Origin of the sequence: Paraburkholderia sacchari, assembly GCF_000785435.2 — a bacterium.
Classification (GTDB): domain Bacteria; phylum Pseudomonadota; class Gammaproteobacteria; order Burkholderiales; family Burkholderiaceae; genus Paraburkholderia; species Paraburkholderia sacchari.
Genome location: NZ_JTDB02000004.1, coordinates 23,306 through 42,279 on the forward strand (window position 1 = coordinate 23,306; position 18,974 = coordinate 42,279).

11 protein-coding genes are annotated in these 18,974 nt (G+C 65.0%); 9 read left to right on the top strand and 2 right to left on the bottom strand.

Annotation, left to right across the window (positions count from 1 at the left end):
• Positions 1-620: 620 nt before the first annotated feature.
• A complete protein-coding gene (locus tag NH14_RS15690) occupies positions 621-1,511 on the bottom strand; it encodes a LysR family transcriptional regulator (protein WP_035532826.1) in 891 nt (296 codons plus the stop codon).
• Between the two features lie 253 nt (positions 1,512-1,764).
• On the opposite strand from NH14_RS15690, the gene NH14_RS15695 reads away from it, so the two are divergent.
• From NH14_RS15695 to NH14_RS15720, 6 genes are all read left to right on the top strand, one after another.
• Entirely contained in the window at positions 1,765-3,699 is a 1,935-nt protein-coding gene (locus NH14_RS15695) for an alkyl/aryl-sulfatase (protein ID WP_035532824.1), read from the top strand.
• Between the two features lie 58 nt (positions 3,700-3,757).
• The gene (locus NH14_RS15700; protein WP_084225884.1) at positions 3,758-7,606 is read left to right on the top strand and encodes a LuxR C-terminal-related transcriptional regulator; all 3,849 of its coding nucleotides are present in this window, start codon (positions 3,758-3,760) and stop codon (positions 7,604-7,606) included.
• Between the two features lie 151 nt (positions 7,607-7,757).
• Positions 7,758-9,467 carry a long-chain-fatty-acid--CoA ligase gene (locus tag NH14_RS15705; protein WP_035532821.1) on the top strand — a complete coding sequence of 570 codons (1,710 nt, stop codon included), beginning with the start codon at positions 7,758-7,760 and terminating at the stop codon, positions 9,465-9,467.
• A 51-nt stretch (positions 9,468-9,518) separates the two neighbouring features.
• Positions 9,519-10,946, top strand: a complete 1,428-nt coding sequence (locus NH14_RS15710; RefSeq protein ID WP_035532819.1) for an aldehyde dehydrogenase family protein — start codon at positions 9,519-9,521, stop codon at positions 10,944-10,946.
• A 52-nt stretch (positions 10,947-10,998) separates the two neighbouring features.
• Complete coding sequence (locus NH14_RS15715; protein WP_035532870.1) at positions 10,999-12,684, top strand: GMC family oxidoreductase; 1,686 nt, start codon at positions 10,999-11,001, stop codon at positions 12,682-12,684.
• 88 nt (positions 12,685-12,772) lie between these two features.
• Positions 12,773-14,095: an MFS transporter gene (locus NH14_RS15720; RefSeq protein ID WP_035532816.1), complete on the top strand. Its 1,323-nt coding sequence runs from the start codon at positions 12,773-12,775 to the stop codon at positions 14,093-14,095.
• A gap of 163 nt (positions 14,096-14,258) precedes the next feature.
• On the opposite strand, the gene NH14_RS15725 is transcribed toward NH14_RS15720, so the two are convergent.
• Complete coding sequence (locus NH14_RS15725) at positions 14,259-15,389, bottom strand: porin (protein WP_035532814.1); 1,131 nt, start codon at positions 15,387-15,389, stop codon at positions 14,259-14,261.
• Positions 15,390-15,743: 354 nt separating this feature from the next.
• On the opposite strand from NH14_RS15725, the gene NH14_RS15730 reads away from it, so the two are divergent.
• The 3 genes from NH14_RS15730 to NH14_RS15740 all read left to right on the top strand — a co-directional run bounded on the left by NH14_RS15730 (position 15,744) and on the right by NH14_RS15740 (position 18,958).
• Positions 15,744-16,946, top strand: coding sequence for an acyl-CoA dehydrogenase family protein (locus NH14_RS15730; protein WP_035532811.1), 1,203 nt, complete (start codon positions 15,744-15,746; stop codon positions 16,944-16,946).
• 14 nt (positions 16,947-16,960) lie between these two features.
• Positions 16,961-18,127, top strand: coding sequence for an acyl-CoA dehydrogenase family protein (locus NH14_RS15735; protein ID WP_035532809.1), 1,167 nt, complete (start codon positions 16,961-16,963; stop codon positions 18,125-18,127).
• Positions 18,128-18,208: 81 nt separating this feature from the next.
• On the top strand, positions 18,209-18,958 hold the full coding sequence (locus NH14_RS15740; RefSeq protein ID WP_035532806.1) for an electron transfer flavoprotein subunit beta/FixA family protein: 750 nt from the start codon (positions 18,209-18,211) through the stop codon (positions 18,956-18,958).
• The last annotated feature ends 16 nt before the right edge of the window (positions 18,959-18,974 follow it).

Sequence of the window (18,974 nt, forward strand, 5' to 3'; positions counted from 1 at the left end):
AAGAGAATGAGTAGTAAGATTGACATTCGGATGAGTGCCAGTGTCGGCGTTTAGATGGTTGAAAAATAAGTGTTTTTTAGAATTTCGTGGCGTGATGGCATCCGCCTGTTCGCATATGCGAAAAAATAATGAACAAATGAAAGAAAAGTAAGATTCGGCTTGATGAGGAGCGGCCGGATTTGCTGGATTTAAATCTAAGCAATTGATTTGAAAAGGTGTTCTGTTGGGTGTCAAGCGCTGGGTTAATTATCCTCCGCTCGCCTTTCCCTGTTTGAGTCGGCGATGTTGGCGTAGGTTTTTCCCCTGTTGGGAGGGAACCTACGCCATGTGTCCTCCTCCGCAAAAACCTACGCCGGGGATACAGATGTCGATTCCATTTCAGTGGCAATTCCTCGCACGATTGCATGAATCAATTACTCGGCGACATACGCCAAGTAGGGTAGCGATAAAGGGCTTTAAAAATATAGGAATACTTATATTTATAGCGTGGCCGTGTATCGTGTTTCCGCGGTCTGTTCGATGGCTTGGTAACTAGCCACGACTGTTTTTTAAGGCGGCAATGGCGCACACTGTGACGCCGCAGCGTCAGGCGTCTGCGGCACATCGCCTTTTCAGGAGCTTCAGCCCACCGCCTCTATTGTGGCAATCGCTTTCTCGGCGGCAGGCGAGAGGGTCCGTTGCGCAAGATAAGCAATCGAATATTGCACCTTCAGATCCTGCATATCTTCGATCTGCAACTGAACGAGTTCGCCCGACACGAGCTCATCTTCCAGTGCGCGGTTCGGCGCGATCAAAACCACGTCCTCATGGCAGGCGAGCTGCGTTAACGCGCGAAAATCGGTGCTTTCGACGCGCGTCGCCACGTCTTCGCCCGGGCGGCATCGCAGCATCGTTCGCCAGAGTTCGTGTACGGAGACCGGGAGCGGCACCGAAGCCAGCCTGGCTTCGCGGATCTGCGCCAGCTCGACCGGACCGGCGCAAAGTGGATGAAGAGGTCGCGCGAAAAATCCGATCGGTTCGGGCATCAGCGGACGCACTTCCAGTTCCACGGTGAGCGGCATCAGGCGGTTTGCGGTCAGCACGAAATCCAGCTGCTCCGACTGCAGTGCCGCGAACAAGGCTTCGCTGCTATTCACTTCCGCGTTGACGCGCAGATTGGGCCAGTCGCGCTGCATGATCCTTAGCACCCGGGACAGCAGAATCGCCGCTGGAAACGGGCCGAGCCCGAATCGCACGACGCCCATTTCGTGCTGTTGTACGAGCTGGAGGTCCCGCTCCAGACAGCTCGCCTCAAACAGAATGCGCCTTGCGCGCTCGAGCACCATGCGCCCCGTCGATGTCAATGTCACGCCACGCGCACCACGATCGAGGAGCGCCATGCCAGCTTCGTCCTCCAGAGCCTGGATGCTGCGCGTCAATGCCGGTTGAGTGAGATTGACTCGCCGCGCCGCCGCCGCGAGTGTGCCTTCCTCAACTACCGCCACCAAATGTTCCAGTCGCTTCAGGTTCACGGATTAACCTTTTTTGCATGGCTCGAATAAAAAACTTTCATTTGAATTATATGCCGCCAGGCGATCAAATATCGCCTGTGGCCTTCGGATTTATCTGACTCCCGGCTTTTCCGTTGCATTGCTCATACGAAACGCCTTCGTGCGGTGCGGCCGAGGATGCCGCTTTCCCGGGGGCATCGATCGAACATCGACCGAAAGTTCGCCATATTGGTAGCACAACGAAACATCAAGACGATAGCCGGAGACCCTGAACATGTCGTTTGCCCCTTCCATCTCACCGTCCGAAAACGAGCATGCAGCGCGCTTCGCCACGCCGTCGACCGTAGCGGCCCACCAGCAGGCCATCCGCGAACTGCCCCCCGAAGACCATATGGACGAGGAGGAGGCAAGACGCGGGTTCATCGGCACGGTGCCCGATGCCGAAGTGCGCGACGCCTACGGCAAGCTGGTATGGAGCGTGGCCGACTACGGCTTCCTGAACGACCCGGTGGCGCCGGCAACCGCTCACCCGTCATTGTGGCGTCAGGCGCGGCTCAACCTCATTCACGGTCTCTTCAAGGTCACCGAACGCATCTATCAGGTGCGAGGTTTCGATCTGTCGAACATGACGATCATCGAGGGCGATGCGGGGCTCATCATCATCGATCCGCTGACCTGTCGCGAGACGGCTCACGCAGCGCTCGACCTGTACCTGAGTCACCGGCCCGCGAAACCCGTGGTCGCCGTGATCTACAGCCACAGCCACGCCGATCATTTCGGCGGCGTGAAGGGCGTGACGACCGAGGCCGACGTGCGCGCCGGCAAGGTGGCCGTGATCGCGCCGTTCGGCTTCATGGAAGAGGCCGTGTCCGAAAACGTCATGGCGGGAACCGTCATGTGGCGCCGCGCGCAGTTCCAGGGCGGCTCCACCCTCGCGCGCAACGCCTGTTGCCAGATCGATGCAGGGCTCGGCAAGACCGGGCCGAGAGGCACCGTCACGCTGATCGAGCCCACGCTGCTGATTCGCGAGCTGACCGAGACGCACGTGATCGACGGCATCGAGATCGTGTTTCAGCTGACGCCGGAGAGCGAGGCACCCGCTGAAATGCACTTCTTCTTTCCGCAATTGCGTGCGCTGAACCTGGCCGAGAATGGCACGCGCACGCTGCACAATCTCTGTCCGCTGCGCGGCGCGCAGGTCCGCAATGCGAGATTGTGGTCGAACTACCTGAACGAGTCGCTCGAGCGCTATGCGCCTCATGCCGACGTCGTGTTCGCCCAGCATCATTGGCCCACGTGGGGCAATGCGCGCATCGCCGCCTTCATCGAGCAGCAACGCGATCTCTACAAGTTTCTGCACGATCAGACCGTGCGCATGATGAACCACGGTCTCACCGGCATCGAGATTGCGGAACAGATGCGCCTGCCCGATAGTCTCGCTTCGCAATGGCACGCGCGCGGCTACTACGGAACCGTTTCGCACAACGTCAAGGCGATTTACCAGTTTTACCTCAGCTGGTACGACGGCAACCCGAGCAACCTGCATGCGTTGCCGCCCGAGATGTCGGGTCCGCGCTATGTCGAGTACATGGGGGGCGCGCAGGCCATGATCGAACGCGCGCATCGCGACTTCGAGCGTGGCGAATACCGCTGGGTCGCGCAGGTCATGAATCATCTGGTATTCGCCGAACCCGGCAACCGCGAGGCACGCGAACTGTGCGCGGCGGCGCTCGAACAGATGGGCTTCCAGGCCGAATCGGCGACGTGGCGCAACGCGTTCCTGCTCGGCGCCCGCGAACTGCGCGAGGGCCGCGCGAGTACCGCGGCGGTCAACCCGCGCAGCGCCGACATGGTGTGCGCGATCAGCGACACGCTGTTCTTCGACTACCTCGCGATACGGGTGGATGGTCTCAAGGCCCAGCACATGCACAGCCGTTTCGCGTGGCATTTCACCGATACGGGCAAGCGCTATGCGCTCAATCTGCAGCACGGCGCGCTGACCCACTCGGAAACGCCGCATGTCATGCCTGCGCATGTGACGGTGTCGCTGTCCCGCGCAACGCTGAACCGGATCCTTCTGGCGCAGACCACGTTCCCGGACGCCATCGCGCAAGGGCATATCGTGCTCGACGGCGAGGCGGATCGCTTTACGGCATTGCTGGCCACGCTGGACCGTTTCAGCGGAGATTTCAATGTTGTGGAGCCGTGAGCGGTAACGATCACGGCACGTTTCGCGATCCTCAACAGTCATTTCATCCCGTACGATCATGCGTGTCGCTCCTCCTGTTGTTCTCACCGCCGCCGAGCGCGACGAACTCGTTGCACTGGTTGCTTCGTCCAATGGCAATGCGAAACTCGCCCAGCGAGCGCGAATCGTGCTGATGGCAGCTGACGGCGCCCAGAACAAATCTATCGCTCACGACCTCGGCATTGGCCGCGTGCAGGTGGCGCGTTGGCGCGAGCGGTATGTCCGCTCGCGTATCGCCGGCATCAAGGAGGAACTGCCGCGCGGGGCGCCGCCCATCAAGCTCGATGTCGCGCGGCTCGTCTCGCTCACGACCGAGGCGCCGGGCAACGGCGAAAAGGCCTGGAGCACGCGCAAGCTCGCGGCGGAACTGGGCGTGAGCGCGGCAAGCGTATCGCGGCACTGGAGGGCGACTGGCATCGCGCCACAGGCGGGCAGCACGCAGCGGGGCGACGGACTGCCGGAGTTGTACGGCCGGCAGGCGGCGATCGTCGGGCTTTATATCGCGCCACCAGAGCACGCGCTCGTCTTCGCGCTGGATGAACGGATCGAAGCTTCTCCCGCAGACGACCACCTGGCGCGAGCGCCTGAGGTTGCGCGTCCGGTTCACGCCTGGCAGCGTCACCTGGCGACATCGCTGATTACGTCCCTGCGGGCGTTGATGAGCGGCAGCGGCGGGACTCATGTCAACGTGCAGCGTCATGTGTCGTGGCTCGGCTTCCTCGGCCAACTCGAGACGCGGCTGGAGCCGGGCAAGCGTTTGCTTGTCGTCGCGGACAATCATCTATCTCATCATCATCCGGCGGTTCAGCAGTGGCTCTGCGGCCGCGAGCATTTTCAGGTTCGGCTCGCGCCGAACGGCAGCGCCTGGCTGCGTCTGCTGCAGGGCTACCTGCGCGACGCGCAGGCCGGACTGTGCGCAGGGGGCTTGCCCGAGCATATCGCTGAAGTCCTCTCGTTCATCGAGAAGCAGCGCGTCTCGCATGGGGCGCGTGCGTTTCACTGGTTCATGAACGCATATGGGGCGCAGGCGCTTCCTTTGGCGGGTTTCGGAAACGGCGGCGCGCTGGACGCCGAAGTCCGGCATGCCGCGCCGATGGAGGCTGCCGCGCCGGCCACGGGCTACCCGATGAGCGAGGAGGCGCAGCCCGATCGCGCCGTGCGGCCCGTCGCCAGCACCAAGCTGCTGCCTCCGCGCAGCACGCGGCGCATGATGGCGCGCGATGCCCTCATGACGCGCCTGCTCGAGGCGCGGCGCCACCGTTGCGTCGTGATCCAGGGGCAGGCCGGCAGCGGCAAGACCAGTACGATGATCGAGTGGCGCAAGTCGCTCATCTCGATGGGCTTCGACGTGAGCTGGCTGTCGCTTTCGAGCGAGGACAACGAGCCCGCCAGGTTCTTCGACTGCCTCCTCGCGAGCATCGCGGAGGCCGACCCGGCCGTGGTGCGGGATGCCGCGCTGCTGGTTGCGCAGGGAAGCGACGATACCGCAATCGAGCACTGGGTCATCACGCTCGTGCAGGCGCTCGGCAAGCGTCAGCGCCATATCATGCTGATGATCGACGATCTGCATCACGTCAGCGATCCGCGTATTTTCGAGGCGCTCCAATGGCTGCTCGACTACGCGCCGCCCCAGTTGCATCTCGCGCTGTGCTCGCGCAGTGCGCTTGCGCTTTCGCTGGACCGGCTGCGATCGCAGGGCGCCGTGAGCGAGTTCGACATGCGCGACCTGCGCTTTAGCGAAGCGGAATCGGAACGTTATCTGCGCGAGCAGCTCGGCTCGATCGAAGCGCGCGACGCGGCTGCGCTACATGCGCTGACCGACGGCTGGGTGGCCGGCCTGCAGTTGTTCGCGGTCGATCTGCGCACCCGCCAGGGAAGCGACTACCCGGTCGTGAAGGTGCACGATCCGCGCACCTTCGCCAATTATTTCGAATGCGAAGTCCTGTTGCGGCTCGCCGCAGACGATCTGGACATGCTGACTCGCGTGGCCGTGTGTCATCGCTTCAGCGCGCCGCTCTGTGCGAGCGTCGTCGGGCGCGAAGAAGCGCTGGCCCATATCCGGGCGCGGCTCGCGCAGCTGGAAGCCGACAATCTCTTCATCACGCAGGTGGGCAGCCACGACCGCGAGATCTGGTATCGCATTCATCCGCTGCTGCGCGAAACGTTGCTGACCCGTCTGGCGGAACGCGACGCCGAGGCGTTGCGTTGCGCGCACGCCGTGGCGTGGCGCTGGTTCGAGGCGCACGGTCAGATCGACGATGCGGTGTTCCATGCCGTCAAGGCGGGCGATCCCTCCGCCGCGGCCAGCATGGTCGAGCGGTGCGCGCAGGCGCTGCTGGCCCAAGGCGAGCTGAACCAGTTGTCGGGACTCCTGCGGATGTTGCCGCTCGAACTGGTCCAGAAACGCTTTGCATTGCATATCGTGATGGCGTATGTCCATCTCTACTCGCGCAACTTCCAGGCGCTCGGGCGCAGCCTCGATCAGCTCGAAGCCTCTTCGGATGCGCTCGACGAGCATCAGCGCTACGCGCTGCGCTTGCTGCGGGCCGCCCTCGCGCTTCAGCAGGACGACACCGACGCAATTGTCGCCATGCTGCCCGAGCTGCGCGCGATACCGGACGATGCCGACGACTTCGCCTGGAATGGCCGCAGCAACGTGCTTTCCTGGTTGCACATGTCGCGCGGCGAATACGACGAAGCGCGGGCCGTGCTCGACAACATGGCGCGCCGCGCCGGGGCGCCGCGCAGCAACCTGCTGGGCCGCTGCATGAGTGCGCTGAGTCTCTCGATGGAAGGGCGCATCAAGGAGGCGGAGAAGATCATTCGCGAAGTGCTCGACGAGGCCGAGCGCCAGGGGCCGCCATATGTGGGCGTCGCGTGCATGGCGGCGAGTCTGCTGGCCGATACGCTCTACGAACTCAACGACATCGAGGCGGCCTGCCAGCTGCTCGAGCCGCGAATCGGCATGCTCGAACGGGTGTCGCTGCCCGAGATCGTGATGCGCGCGTTCGCCGTGCTCTCCAACGCACACTGGGCGGCGGGGCGGCGAGACCAGGCTTGCGCGTGGCTGGACCGTCTCGAATCGTATGCCGGGCGCTACGGCCTCGACCGCGTGCTGGCGGAGGCGCTCGTGCTCCGGTTGCGCAGACATCTGGAGCAGGTGGAAACGGAGCGGGCCAATACCGTAGTCGAACGCCTCGCCACGCTTGAAATGCGTTATGCGGGCGCGGGGCCGGACATGGCGGCGCGCATTCGCTTTGCCGCCGCCCGCGCGTGCGTGGAAATGTGCCTGCACACCGGCGACTACGCGGGTCTGGTTGGCCGTCTCGAAGCCCTGGTTGCCACCTCGGAGCAGAACGGGCGACGCCGGCTTTCGACGACGCTACGGCTGCAACTGGCCATGGCGCACCACGGCGTGGGCAATCTGCCTGCTGCGGGCAAAGCGTTCGTTCAGGCATTGCGGCAGGGACATGCGCTTGGCCTGATGCGCACGCTGCTCGATGTCGCGGCAAGCGCGCCGGGCATGTTTGCCGCACTGGCCGGCCAGACGGTAGCCGATCCTGTGCTCGCGTTTTACGGCGAACGCTTGCGTGCTGCGCAGGCGTGCGCGGCGGCTCTGCCGGTGCCGCGGGTGTCGGCTGCCGTCGTGCCTGTCGATGCCTTGAGCGAGCGCGAACGCGAGATCCTTGCGTTGCTTGCGCAGGCCATGTCGAACAAGAAGATCGCCACGGTGCTCAACGTATCGGCCGAAACGGTGAAATGGCACCTGAAGAACATTTACCTGAAGCTGGGAGTAGGCGGGCGGGGCGGCGCCGCGGCGCGTTTTCGCGATCTCAGCGCGAGCGAGGCCGAGACGCACGGGGTCTAGGGTCTCGTAACGTCTCGCCGCAGGCGCGGCGAGACATATGCATAAGCACCGCCACCCTTGCCCCCCGCGTCGGGGAGTGAAGCGCCGCAGCCGGCCAGCGATGATGCGGACAACCGGGACGCCGTCCCGCCCAACCTTGTGACCCACCGCCATGGCGCGACTGATACGACACTACGCACACTGGCCCGAGGGCGTGCCCCATACGCTGCGGGCGCCCGAGTCCAACCTGTTCAGCTTCCTGGCAGCCAGCGCGGCGCGCTGCCCGGAGAAAACCGCGATCGATTACTACGGCGCGCAAATGAGCTACCGCACGCTGCACGAAGCCGTGCTCAACCTCGCCGGCTACATGCAGCAGCGTCTTTCCGTGCGCGGCGGCGATCGCGTGCTGCTGCTCATGCAGAACTGCCCGCATTTCGCCATTGCGTACTATGCGGTGCTGCGCTGCGGCGCGGTCGTCGTGCCCGCCAATCCCATGAGCACGGCCGCCGAGGTCGCCTACTACGCGGCTGACTCCGGTGCGCGCGTGGCCATCACCACCCAGGATATGCTGCCGCGCCTCACGCCGCTCCTCGAGAGCGGCGCGCTCGCCGGGTGTGTTGTCGGCGCCTGCTCCGAGTTCGCTGGCGAGCCGCGCGACGTGCCCTTCATGGAGATTCCCGCCTTCGTGCGCGAGCCGCGTCAGCGCCTCACGCAAGCGGGCGTGCACGAATTTGCCGGCGCGCTCGCCGCCGGCATCGCGCCCACGCCGCTTGCCGGCAGCGCGGACCTGGCCGTGATCGGCTACACCTCGGGCACCACCGGCGAACCCAAGGGCGCGATGCTCAGCCACCGCGCGTTTTCGTACGTGGTCAACCAGCGCGTGCTGTGGTTTTCCGACGACCCCGATAGCAGCGACCTGATCACCCTGCCGGTGAGTCACGTGGCGGGCATGTGCGCGCTCAACCAGGCGCTGGTCCAGGGCCGCACCATGGTGTTGCTCGCGCGCTGGGACGCGGCCGCCGTGCCGCGCCTCATCGAGCATCACCGCATCGGATGCTGGGCCGCGGTTACGCCCATGCTCGTCGAGCTGCTCGGGCGCCCGGAACTGGCGCAGCACGACCTTTCCTCGCTGTGCCGTCTATACGGCGGCGCCACCGCGATGCCGGAGGCGGTCGCGCGCCAGATCGAACAGCGCTTGGGCGTGCCGTACATCGAGTGCTACGGCATGACCGAGACCTGCGGCAGCACGCACATGAACCCGCCGCAGGCATCGCGCCAGCAATGTGCGGGCATTCCCCAGATCAACGTCGACGCGCGGGTGATCGACCCGGACGGCGGCGCCGAACTCGGACCGAACCAGCCCGGCGAGCTGGTGATGCACAGCCCTACGCAATTCGATGGCTACTGGGGGCGGCCCGACGCGAGCGAGGCGGCGTTCGTCGAGATCGACGGCAAGCGCTTCGTGCGCAGCGGCGATATCGGCCACTACGACGAGGATGGCTACTTTTACATCACGGACCGGCTCAAGCGGATGATCAACGCATCAGGCCTGAAGGTGTGGCCGGCGGAGATCGAGTCGCGCCTGCATGGGCACCCGGCGGTGCGGGAAGCATGCGTGATCTCGGCGCACGACGCGCATCGCGGCGAGACGGTCAAGGCGCTGGTGGTGCTGCGCGACACAGCGCGCGACACGCTCACGCCCGAGGCGCTGATGGAGTGGGCGCGCAGCTGCATGGCGGCCTACAAGGTGCCGCGCCAGATCGAATTCGTGGAGAGTCTGCCGCGCTCGGCCGCCGGCAAGCTGCTCTGGCGCATCGTTCAGGACAATCAGAACCAGCTGGACAGCAAGGCGAATCTCGCATCACCGGCAGAGCGCGGCTAACGCGCCAACGCGGGCCGGCGGCGCGCCGGGCCCCATGGACAGGAGACGACATTGAAGCAATTGAAGCAGTTTTACATCGACGGCGCGTGGGTCGAAGCGTCGTCGTCCGCGACGTATGTGGATATCGTCGATCCCGCCACCGAAGCCGTGGTCGGCACGCTCGCGATGGGCGGCCCTGAAGATGTCGAGCGCGCAGTCGCTGCGGCGCGCGCGGCGTTTCCCGCCTGGTCGCGCACCAGCCGCGAAACCCGGCTTGCGCTGCTGGAACGCGTCGCGCAATGCTACAAGGCGCGCATGGCGGATCTCGCCGAGGCGGTCACCGGAGAAATGGGCGCGCCGTCATGGCTCAGCCGCGAGTTGCACGTTCCCGCCGGACTCGGGCAGATCGCGACCACCATCGCTGCGCTCAAGGACTTTTCGTTCGAGACCCGCCGGGGCTCGACCTCCATCGTGCGCGAGCCGGTGGGCGTCGCGGCGCTGATCACGCCCTGGAACTGGCCGCTCAACCAGATCGCCGCCAAGGTGGCGCCCGCGCTGGCCGCGGGTTGTACGGTCGTCCTGAAGCCCTCGGAAGCCGCGCCGCTCGATGCGTACCTCTTCGCCGAAATTCTGCACGAGGCGGGTGTGCCGCGCGGCGTGTTCAACATGATCTATGGCGACGGTGAACGCGTGGGCGCAGCGTTGTCGAGCCATCGCCACGTCGACATGGTTTCGATCACTGGCTCGACGCGCGCCGGTGTGGCCGTGGCCATCAACGCAGCGCCGACCGTCAAGCGTGTGGCGCAGGAACTGGGCGGCAAATCGCCGAACCTCATTCTCGACGACGCGGATCTGGCTGCCGCTGTCTCCGCTGGCGTGGCGAGTTGCATGATGAACTCGGGGCAGACGTGCATCGCACCCACGCGCATGCTGGTGCCGCGTCAACACTATGCGGCGGCGGTCGATATCGCGTCCGCCACCGCGCGTGCGCTGAGCGTCGGCGACCCGCGCGAAGCGGCGAACAAGTTGGGGCCGATGGCGAACCGCGCCCAGTTCGAACGGGTCCAGCAGATGATCTCGACCGGCGTGAGCGAGGGCGCGCGACTCGTCGCGGGCGGCCCGGGGCGTCCCGATGGCCTCGCACGGGGCTTCTACGTCAAGCCGACGGTATTCGCGGACGTGCACCCGGACATGACGATCGCGCGCGAAGAGATCTTCGGCCCCGTCCTCGTGATGCTTCCCTACGAGGACGAGGCGCACGGCATTGCTCTCGCGAACGACACCGACTATGGCCTCGCCGCCTATGTGTGGTCCGCCGATCCCGCGCGTGCAAAACGCGTGGCGGGCGAGTTGCGCGCGGGCGCCGTGCTGATCAACGGCGCGCGCATGGACCTGAGCGCACCGTTCGGCGGCTACAAAGCGTCGGGCAACGGGCGCGAGTTCGGCGAATACGGCATTGCGGAATTCCTCGAGTTCAAGTCGGTGGTTGGAGCCGCATAGCGACCAGCGCCGTAAACGAATACGGCGCCAGCACAACGATATGGAATGCGAAATGATACATAACGGGCAGAAGACACCTTCTCCGTCGAGCGCCGGCGAGTTCGACTATATCGTCGTCGGCGCGGGTTCGGCGGGATGCGCCGTGGCGAGCCGGCTTGCCGGGGATGAGGGTGTGACGGTGGCGTTGCTGGAAGCGGGGCCGCACGATCACCACTACACCGTCTGGACGCCCATAGGCATCGCCAAGACGGCGGGCCATCGGGGGCTGCGCAACTACGGCTATTACTCGGAGCCCCAGAGCGCGATGGGCGGACGTCGCTCCTGGCAGCCGCGCGGCCGGGGTCTTGGCGGTTCGTCGTCGATCAATGCGATGGTGTACATCCGCGGCCATCGCCGCGATTACGATCATTGGGCGGAGCTGGGCTGCAATGGCTGGGGCTATGAGGACGTGCTGCCGTATTTCCGCCGCAGCGAGTGCAACGAGCGATACGCGGGCCGTGACGACGATCCGTGGCACGGCGGCACCGGGCCGCTATACGTCAGCGATCTGCGCACGCCGAACCCGTTTTCGCGCCGTTTTCTGGAGGCCGCGCAGCAGGCAGGCGTGCGTCTGAACCCGGACTTCAACGGCGAGACGCAGGAAGGCGCCGGTCTCTTTCAGGTCACGCAGCACAACGGCGAACGCTGGAATGCCGCGCGCGCCTATCTCCATCGCGCAGACGCCAGCGACGCCGGCTTGAACGGCGGCCGCAAGGGTCTTGCCGTGCTGACCGACACGCAGGCGTTGCGCATCTGCTTCGAAGGCCGTCGGGCCGTTGGCGTGACGGTCGTGCGCGGCGGCGTGGAGCAAACCCTGCGGGCCCGGCGCGAAGTGATCGTGAGCGGCGGGGCCTACAACTCGCCGCAGTTGCTGATGGCTTCGGGTATCGGGCCTGCCTCCCATCTGCGCGGTCTTGGCATCGGCGTCGTTCACGATTTGCCCGGCGTGGGCGAAAACCTGCACGATCATCCGGACATCGTCATCAACAAGCAGGTCGATTCGACCGACCTGTTCGGCTACTCGATGCGAGGCTTCGCGCGAATGTTTGGCGAAGTGTTGCGCTATCGTCGGCACCGCACGGGCATGGTGGCGTCCAATATCGCGGAGGCGGGCGCATTCGTGAAGAGCCACCCCGATCTCGCCGAACCCGATCTGCAACTCCACTTCACGGCGGCGATGGTGGGCGAGCGCGGCGAAGGCAAGACGAAGCCGCCGCACGGCTATTCATGCCACGCCTGCGTACTGCGGCCCCATAGCCGGGGGCATGTCAGGCTGAGTTCCGGCGACATGCGCGATGCGCCCATCATCGACGCGCGCCTCTTGTCCGACGCGCGCGACATGGAAGGGCTGGTCGCCGGCGTGAAGCTGATCCGCAGGATCTTCGCGCAGCCTGCGCTCGCCCGCGAGGGCGGACGCGAGATTGCGACGGAAGCATTCGGCGCCGACAACAGGAACGACGACGCGATCCGCACCTTCGTTCGAACGAGAGCCGAGACCGTGTTCCACCCGGTCGGCACTTGCCGGATGGGCGTGGACGAGATGGCCGTGGTCGACCCGCAACTTCGGGTGCGCGGCGTGGCGGGCCTGCGCGTGGTGGATGCTTCGATCATGCCCACGGTGCCGGCCGGCAACACGAATGCGCCGGCCATCATGGTGGGCGAAAAAGCGGCGGACATGATCCGGAACGACGCAAGATAAAAAGGGCGCTTGCGCGGCGGCTTTCGGTGCCCGGCGCCACGAGGCGCTTGCAGCGAAGCGCCGTGCGACGTCCCACAAAGGAGACGATATGAGCACGGAATACGAGCCGTTCAAGGCATGGCGCATCGCGCTGCTGATGCTGGCCTTTCTGATGGTCAACTTTTTCGACAAGGTGGTCATCGGCACGCTGGCCGTGCCCATCATGAACGAGCTTGCAATCAGTCCCTTGCAGTTCGGCATCGTGAGCAGCAGCTTCTTCTGGCTGTTCGCCGTGGGCGGCATTGCGGGCGGCTTTCTCGCCAACCGCATTTCCACCCGTGTCATCGCGCTCGTCCTTGCGCTTTCCTGGTCGCTGTTCCAGTTGCCGCTGGTCGTTTCCTCGTCGATGCTGGTGTTCATGGCGTCACGCGTCGCGCTCGGCTTCACGGAGGGGCCTGCCTACCCGGTTGCCGTGCATGCGGTCTACAAATGGTTTCCGCCCAGCAAGCGGATCTTGCCCGTTTCGCTGTACGTGGCGGGCGGCAGCATCGGTTTGCTGGCCGCCGGCGTGGCTGTGCCGCTCGTGACGCGGCATTGGGGCTGGCGAGCGAATTTCATCATGCTGTGCGGCATTGGCGTGATCTGGTCGGCGCTATGGCTGGCTTTCGGCAGGGAAGGCCGCCTCGACGATCACCCTGCCTCGGCCGCGCCGCAGGCACGCGTCGCTTATCGCCGTTTGCTCGCCGATCGCACCGTGCTCGGCAGCATGTTGCTGCAGTTCGTGTCGTATTGGGGCGTGGCGCTCGGCTTTACTTGGTTGCCCGTCTATTTCCAGAAGGGTTTGTCATACGACGCGGTCGCTTCGGGACGCTACTACGCGCTCGTGATGGCCGCGGCCGTGCCGGTGTCGCTGGGCCTGTCGTTCATCGCTCAGCGGCTGATCGCACGAGGCGTGCGCTCGCGGATCGCGCGCGGCTGGTACACGTCCGGTTGCCAGCTTGCAGCGGGTCTCGGCTACATGAGCCTGCTCGACGGTCAAATGCCGCTGGCGCTGCGCCTCGCGATTCTGATCCTGACGTTCGGCTGCACGCCGATCGCCTATGGGCTCTGTCCAGCGTTACTGGCCGAGGTCACACCCGCGCCGCAACGAGGCGCGATTCTGGCAATCGGCAATTCGGTGGCGTCGCTCGCCGGCATGATCGCGCCCGTGGTGATGGGGCGGCTCGTGCAAGGCATGCCAGGGGCGCACGGCTACGAAGCCGGATTCGCGCTGTGCGGCGCCCTATCGGTGGTGGGCAGCCTGATCGGCGCGGCGCTCGTTCATCCGGCGCGAACGATGGAGCGCCTGCGAATCGCGGTACCCGCAGTACCTGCTGCACCGAACTTGCCTGGCGAGTCGACGGAAACGATCGCCTCTGCCGGGCAGGGCTGACTGCCTGACTATCTGACTATCCGCCGCGCGCCGCGGTTCGAACCTTCTGCAGGCTCAGCAATGAAACATGAAAAGGGCCTTGCCTGGTCTCCCAGGCAAGGCCCTTTCTTCGTCAGGCATTGTGTTGCCGCAGCGTGGGCCGCACGGCAGTGCGGCCCGATGATCAGAACGTATGCCGTATGCCGAGCAGAACCGCCACCGTGCCTTGACCCGGGGCGACCAGTTGACCGTAAGTCACCGGCACCCGCATGGTGCCCATGTTGTTGACGCCGCCTACGTCCGCATAGAGAACGGTGCGCTTCGAGACGCTGTAGTCGGCCGTGACCGCCCACGTGATGGCCTTGTTCGAAGAATTGTTCTTGTCGCGCAGATAGTAGACGCCGCTCGTAACGTTGAAGGCCGGCGTGAACTGATATCCCGCGCCGAGCGACCAGAGGTCGTAGTTCACGAGATTCGAGTGAGCGGGATTTTTGCCGTTGCTATAAGAACCCGATACGAAGAAGTTGCTGATCGTGTATTTCGCACCGAAGTACAACTGCCGGTTGTTGTTGATGCCGGTGGGCGCGGCGGGCGCTACCGGCGACGGGTTGGTGTCATGCGCGTCGTACCAGGCCGCTGCGAGATCGAGGCTGCCGTTCTGGTACGAGAGCACGGCGGACTCGCGCGAGCCTGCCGTCAGGCTGCCCGGGACGCCGCCTGGCGCATATTCGAGCGCCAGCTGCGCGCCCAACAGGCGGGGCGTGCGGTAGACGAGCGCATTGCTGTCGAAGAGCGCGCCGATGGGCACGTTCGTGCTCGCGCCCGACCATCCCGCCTGGAAGTTCATCCCGGCCCAAGCGGTCAGGATGCTGCCGAAATATTGCGCGCCGCGGGCGTCGGTCTCGACCATGGCGATCGCGATGGGCGCGATCTGCCGGCCGACGTCGAACGAGCCGAACGGTCCTGACACGCCCACGCGTGCGATCTGGTTGAACAGCGCCACGGTGCCCGCCGTGTCCGGAAGGCCCAGCGCGCCGGTTCCGGTGTTGAACGCGCTTTGCAGCTTGAAGTTGACGCGATAGCCTCCGCCGAGATCTTCGGTCCCGAGCAGGCCCCAGAAACTCGAATAAATGCCGCCGTCCTTATAACGGAACACCGACCCCGTATTGGCAGCGGTTGGACTTAAGGTTGCGGCCGATGTGTTCTGGTACATCAAACCCGCGTCGAGTGCGCCGAACAGCGTCACCGAGCTTTGCGCGTGCGCTCCTGCTGCCATGACGGCCAATGTGGCGGCAGCAACTGACTTCAACTTCATAGCGTCTCCTGATTGTATTTCCGGCCATCTTTCGGGCGGCCCTTATGTTGGCGTCCGCCGGCTGCACGAGATGCGCGGCTCGGCCTGGACACGAGTAAGGTGACGCGAAACGCGCGCATCGCGGCCCCCCAACGCGGGGGGAAAATTTGCCGCGCGATTAAGGCCTGTTCAGCATGCACGGAAACCTTTCGCCGATCGGGCCATGGGTGGCGGGACATAACGCTGTTGCCTACCTGGGCATGCTTATGAACCCCCAACGGCGGGGGGCGTCGTCGGTCCGGGTGCTCTCCTACCATGCGTCTAATCTGGCAGACGCATGTGCGCCGCGTTTGCCCTCATTCTGGAGAGCTACGCATGGACTTTCGATCGGACCCGGGCCTCAGCGCGTTTCGCGAAGAGGTGCGCGATTTTCTGCGCAAGCATTTGCCGCCGGACCTGCCGCGCCGCACCGACGGCGTGCGTTCGCCGCGCGCGCAACTGGCGCAATGGCAACGCATTCTGAACCAGCACGGCTGGGGTGCGCCCTATTGGGCCAAAGAGCACGGCGGTACGGGCTGGAGCGTCGCGCAGCGCCTCATATTCGACGAGGAATGCTCGACAGCGGGCTCGCCTTCGCAGGACACGTTCGCGCAACGGCTCGTCGGCCCGGTGCTCAATCATTTCGCCACGCCCGAGCAGAAAGCGGAGCACGTGCAGGCCATTCTTCGCGGCGAGCGAATCTGGTGCCAGGGATTTTCCGAGCCGGGCTCCGGTTCCGATCTCGCGTCGCTGCGCACCCAGGCCGTGCGCGAAGGCGACCACTACGTCGTGAACGGGCAAAAGATCTGGACCAGCTACGGTCACGAAGCCGACTGGATCTTTCTGCTCGTGCGCACCGATACGACCGTCAAGAAGCAGGCCGGCATCAGCTTCCTGCTCGTCGACATGAAATCGTCGGGCATCACGGTGCGGCCGATCATCAGCATCGACGGCTGCCACCACCTGAACGAAACGTTCTTCGACGACGTGCGGGTGCCGGCGGGCAACCTGATCGGCGCGGAAGGCGACGGATGGAAGCTCACGAAATTCCTGCTCAACAACGAACATGCCTCGACGGCCGATTTGCCGTCGCTGATGCGGTTCCAGCGCAAGCTGCGCAAGCTCGCACGCGAAACGCATTTTGCCGGCGCGCCGCTGATCGAGCGCGGCGACGTGGCCTTGCGGCTCGCTGCGCTCGAAGCCGAACTGCAGGCGATTACGGTGCTGGTGCAGCGCGTGGCCGCGCTGGAAGAGGACCATAGCCCCGCCGCGCATGCGATCGGGTCGATCCTCAAAGTCCGCGGCACGGAACTGCAGCAGAAGATGAGCGCGTTTCTCGTCGAGTGCCTCGGCGACTACGGCGCGGTCGCATGGGCCGGCCCGAGAGGCGAAGGCGCAGGCGCGCAGACGATCCACGCGCTTCAGTTCGAGGCGCGAAGCATCGCGGCGGAAATGTTCTTCCGCCGCGCCACCACGATCTACGGCGGCACGAGCGAAGTCCAGCGCGGCATTGTCGCGAAGATGATGTTTCAGTTCTGAGGGATGGGCCCGAGATGAATTTCAATCTGAATGACGAGCAGCAGATGCTCGAAGACAGCGTGCGCCGTTTTGTCGATAAGGCCTACGCATTCGAAACACGCAGCGCCATCGTCAAGGCGGCGCAGGGCGGCAGCGCGGAAAACTGGCGCACATTCGCCGAGAACGGCTGGCTCGCGGCCGCGCTGCCCGAGGAGCATGGCGGACTTGGGGGCAGCGTGCTCGACACGGCGCTGATTGCCCACCAATTCGGGCGAGCGCTCGTGGTCGAGCCTTATCTGGGCTGCGCCGTGCTGGCGGCGCAGACGCTCGTCGCCGCCGCGGCGCCGGGGCTCAAGGACACGCTGTTGCCGGCGCTTGCCGACGGCGCCCAACGGGTCGCGCTCGCATACAGCGAAGTGTCGTCACGCGGCGATCCCGCCATCGTGCAGACGCTGGCGAGGCAGGACAAGGACGGCTATCGCATCGAAGGCGCCAAGACGCTCGTGCTTGGCGCGGGGCATGCCGACTGGTTCATCGTCTCGGCGCGCGTCGCGGATGCCGGGCGCGAAGACGAGGGCATTTCGCTCTTTCTCGTGCCTGCCAATGCGGCGGGGCTGGCGCAGCAGACGTTGCCGCTGCACGACGGCACGCAAGCCGCCGAATTGACCTTCACGCAGCTTGTGGTGCCCGCGAGTGCGTTGCTGGGTATGCGAGGCGCAGGCCTCGAGGCGCTGCGTTCCGGTTTGTCGCATGGCATTACGGCGTTGTGCGCCGAGCTTGTCGGCGCGATGGAACGTGCGATCGAAATCACGGCGGAATACCTCAAGGTGCGCAAGCAGTTCGGCGTGCCGATCGCGAGCTTCCAGGCGCTCCAGCATCGCATGGCCGATATGGCGGCAGAACTGGAGCTTTCCCGCTCGATGCTGTACGCGATGCTCGCGGCGCTCGAATGCGAATCGGGCAAGACGCAGCAACTGGCGCTCTCGCAAGGCAAGGCATTCATCGGGCGCGCGGCGAAGTGGGTCTGCGGTCAGGCCATCCAGCTGCATGGCGGCATCGGCATGACGGAGGAGTACGCCGTCGGGCACTACTTCAAGCGCGCCGTCGTGGCCGACATTCTGTTCGGCACCAGCGACCAGCACGAGGCAGCGAACGCAGCCGCGCTTCAGGAAGCGCTGCGCGCAGAGACCGAATCGGTTTGAACCGGCGCGCGGGTGCGCGCACGAGGGGGCCGTCGCGTCACGTCACGTCACGGCGGCCTCGACGGCTAAAGGAGCAGAGAAATGAAAGTATTGGTCGCGGTAAAACGCGTGGTGGACTTCAACGTGAAAGTGCGGGTCAAGCCGGACGGTTCCGGCGTCGATCTCGCCAACGTGAAGATGAGCATCAATCCGTTCGACGAGATTGCCGTCGAGGAGGCGGTGCGGCTGAGGGAGAAGGGCGCGGCGAACGAGGTGGTCGCCGTGTCGTGCGGCGTGGCGGCGTGCCAGGAAACGCTGCGCACGGCCATGGCGATCGGCGCGGACCGGGGCATCCTGGTTCAGACCGACGAAGAGCTTCAGCCGCTCGCGGTCGCGCGCCTGTTGAAGGCGATCATCGAGAAGGAACAGCCGCGGCTCGTGATACTCGGCAAGCAGGCCATCGACAACGACTGCAACCAGACCGGGCAGATGGTCGCCGCGCTGGCGGGTCTCGCGCAGTCGACGTTCGCCAGCAAGGTCGACATCGTGGAGGGTCATGCGATCGTGACGCGCGAGATCGACGGCGGCCTCGAAACGCTGAAGCTCGCGCTGCCTGCGGTGATCACCACCGATCTGCGGCTGAACGAGCCGCGCTACGCCACGCTGCCGAACATCATGAAGGCGAAGAAGAAGCCGCTCGATACGGTGACGCCGCAGGAGCTCGGGGTCGACGTGACGCCGAGGCTCAGGACGCTGAAGACGGTCGAGCCCGCTGGGCGCAGCGCCGGTGTGAAAGTCCCCGATGTCGCGACGCTGGTCGCGAAGCTCAAGAACGAAGCGAAGGTTATCTGAGGAAAAATCCATGGCT

Coding starts and splice junctions, on each gene's coding strand:
- NH14_RS15695 (WP_035532824.1), top strand. CDS start 1,765: ATGTCGTTTGCCCCTTCCATCTCACCGTCCGAAAACGAGCATGCAGCG.
- NH14_RS15700 (WP_084225884.1), top strand. CDS start 3,758: ATGCGTGTCGCTCCTCCTGTTGTTCTCACCGCCGCCGAGCGCGACGAA.
- NH14_RS15705 (WP_035532821.1), top strand. CDS start 7,758: ATGGCGCGACTGATACGACACTACGCACACTGGCCCGAGGGCGTGCCC.
- NH14_RS15715 (WP_035532870.1), top strand. CDS start 10,999: ATGATACATAACGGGCAGAAGACACCTTCTCCGTCGAGCGCCGGCGAG.
- NH14_RS15720 (WP_035532816.1), top strand. CDS start 12,773: ATGAGCACGGAATACGAGCCGTTCAAGGCATGGCGCATCGCGCTGCTG.
- NH14_RS15725 (WP_035532814.1), bottom strand. CDS start 15,389: ATGAAGTTGAAGTCAGTTGCTGCCGCCACATTGGCCGTCATGGCAGCA.
- NH14_RS15730 (WP_035532811.1), top strand. CDS start 15,744: ATGGACTTTCGATCGGACCCGGGCCTCAGCGCGTTTCGCGAAGAGGTG.
- NH14_RS15735 (WP_035532809.1), top strand. CDS start 16,961: ATGAATTTCAATCTGAATGACGAGCAGCAGATGCTCGAAGACAGCGTG.
- NH14_RS15740 (WP_035532806.1), top strand. CDS start 18,209: ATGAAAGTATTGGTCGCGGTAAAACGCGTGGTGGACTTCAACGTGAAA.